The following is a 2,641-nucleotide window of genomic DNA, read 5'->3' as shown; positions in this document are numbered from 1 at the left end:
CATAAAAACGAACTCTGCTTAAATGTTTTGTAGGCACTCAATAATTATTCTCCAATATACCATATTATACTAATATAAACTTTAGATGCGTTCGCCCTGGCTCCAGGTTCTACAGATGGATAAAAGAAACCACTACAAGGAGCAGAATATTTAGTATCTGCTATGTTCAAACTATTAAGCTTGCCTCTCGGTATATAAATTTGGTGAGATAACTTTTGTGGACTACCAGTAACAAATCCTCGGTGGCAGAGATAGTTGATAATTCTATCTGCGTAAAGTTGGGCATCTTGACGATTGACATTATTAGCAGATCCCAACTCAACTGTCCAAGATTCCATTTTAGGGACAAAATCAGGACGTAATTTATGTAAGTCCCGATCGTCCATAAATATGCGCCACAAAGCAGCCCAGCCCTGTCCATTACATTCATCAAAGGCTTTGCTTTCAGACTCCAGCATCTTACATCCGCACTCAACCCCTAGGGCGTCGGTTCAGTATTAGGAGTTGACAAAAAAACTGGAAATGATATGTGAATTGAAAAGCCTGTTAAATTCTCACAATCAGAAAGAAGTAAGAAACCTTATGCGCCCTCACTTATGGCATCCTCCAATTGAACTCTCAGCAACAGAAGCGTTGATTATCAAACGCATTAAACGAGCCAAGTTATTCACCTTTCTTCGACTGAACCGTTCATTCATATTTAATGATGAGTTTCAAGAAGAACTTGCTACAATTTTCAAAGATAGCACAGTCGGTCAGGGCCCAATTCCTCCTGCACAAATTGCGCTGGCAATTATTCTGCAAGCCTACTTAGGCATTTCTGATGATGAAGTAATTGAAGAAATGCTCATGGATCAACGTTGGCAGTTAGTTCTTGATTGTCTCAATTGTGAAACTCCTCCTTTTAGCAAAGCCACTTTGGTGAGATTCAGAAATCGCTTAATTAAAAAAGAACTAGACCAACGCTTAATTGACCGCACCGTAGAAATTGCCAAACAAAAAGGTGGGTTTGGCTCATGTCAACTCAAAGCGGCTTTAGATTCTTCCCCGTTATGGGGAGCCGGTAAAGTCGAAGATACATATAATCTCTTGGGTCATGCTTTACGTAAGGCGGTGAGTATGATAGCTGCTGTGCAGGGGCGGGAGCCAGCAGAAATTGCCCTGGAAGCAGGTGCACCCATCCTTAATAGTTCCAGCTTAAAAACAGCCACATAACTTAAACTGGGATGACCCAGGAGAACGTCAAAATGCACTCTTAATTATCCTAAGTAGCTTAGATTCAGTGGAAGAATGGATGCAAAGCCAGTCTGATAGTGATGAATTTGAAGTAGTCCAAGAGACTCTGGATGTTGCCCGAGTGATTAAATCCCAAAATGTAACTTTCGACTCACAAGGCGTTCCGAGTTTAAGCAAAGGAGTAGCCTCATACCGTCGCATTTCTATTGAAGACCCAGATATGCGACATGGACGGAAAAGCAAGTCTAAGAAAATAGATGGATATAAACGCCACATCCTCAAAGATTTAGAGAGTGGTGTAGTTTGCGCGGTGGCGTTGACTCGCGCAAATACTCCGGAAGCCACTGCTACAGTTGACCTAGAACGTGACTTAAAATTTCAAAATATTCACCTAGCTGAGTTACATATTGATCGGGCTTATTTATCCAGTCATTGGGTGACACAACGGGATGATAAATTACAGATATTTTGCAAGGCGTGGCCGGTCAAAAATTCTGGACGGTTTGATAAAAATTCTTTTTTTCTTGACTGGGATACGCATTTAATTAGCTGTCCCAATCAGGTAAGTATCCCATTTGAACCCGGAAAGATTGTTCATTTTCCTCAGAATGAATGTGCAATTTGTCCTCACAGAGCTGGTTGCACGAATAGTAAAAGAGGACGGACTGTATCAATTCATCCTGATGAAGCCTTAATGCAAGAGTTGCGAGCGCGTCAATCCACTGCTATTGGTCGAATAGACTTAAGAAAACGTACTACAGTTGAACACTCTCTGGCTCATATTGGGCATTGGCAGGGGAACCGTGCTCGCTATATTGGACTGCGGAAAAATCTCTTCGATCTACGGCGAGTCGCTGTTGTCCATAATCTTCATGTCATTGCTCGAATGGATAAGGTTCGGCCAATTACACCAGGCATAGAGTCGAACTCATGCACTGGCTAATTTCATAAAGTCCTTTTTTTGTCAACTCCTAATACTGAACCGACGCCCTAGCTGGCGTGTTCGAGTGCAATACTAGCCACTCGATTCGACCGCAGTTCCGTTCCAGCGCTATCTTGGCGCAATGAGCAAACAGCGCTTTTCCTACTCCAAGTAAGCGATACTCCGGCAACACAAAAATATCTTCTAAATGTAAGGATGGTAAGGCTAAAACAGTGGAATAGGTGTAGAATGTTACAGCATAACCAACTGGTTTACCATCAACTTCCGCTAACCACGTATTAAAAGATGCGGAGGGGTCAAAAGCCTGAAATTTCAGGCGAAGACGTGCTTCAGGATCAGGCCTTGGCAATGCTTGATTATCTGCTAACGGGACTTAAACAGAAAATACGATAAAAATAGGTTATAATGCTTACATAGCAAGCAGATAACGTTAAAAAATGACCCATGAAAGAGACAACCCCT

General features: G+C 42.1%; 2 protein-coding genes and 1 pseudogene. 1 reads left to right on the top strand and 2 read right to left on the bottom strand.

Annotated elements, in window-relative coordinates:
* Positions 1–44 precede the first annotated feature (44 nt).
* Positions 45–458 (bottom strand): hypothetical protein, encoded by a 414-nt coding sequence (locus JGK20_RS33905; RefSeq protein ID WP_293233779.1) that lies wholly within the window; start codon positions 456–458, stop codon positions 45–47.
* A gap of 124 nt (positions 459–582) precedes the next feature.
* On the opposite strand from JGK20_RS33905, the pseudogene JGK20_RS33900 reads away from it, so the two are divergent.
* Positions 583–2,179: pseudogene (locus JGK20_RS33900) on the top strand (IS1182 family transposase).
* Positions 2,180–2,207: 28 nt separating this feature from the next.
* Here JGK20_RS33900 and JGK20_RS33895 read toward each other — a convergent pair.
* Complete coding sequence (locus JGK20_RS33895; RefSeq protein ID WP_293233777.1) at positions 2,208–2,528, bottom strand: GNAT family N-acetyltransferase; 321 nt, start codon at positions 2,526–2,528, stop codon at positions 2,208–2,210.
* Positions 2,529–2,641 lie beyond the last annotated feature (113 nt).

It is taken from the genome of Microcoleus sp. PH2017_05_CCC_O_A, assembly GCF_020738785.1.
Classification (GTDB): Bacteria; Cyanobacteriota; Cyanobacteriia; order Cyanobacteriales; family Microcoleaceae; genus Microcoleus.
The sequence above is the reverse complement of the archived record's forward strand: the minus strand, read 5'-3'. Positions and strand labels throughout refer to the sequence as shown.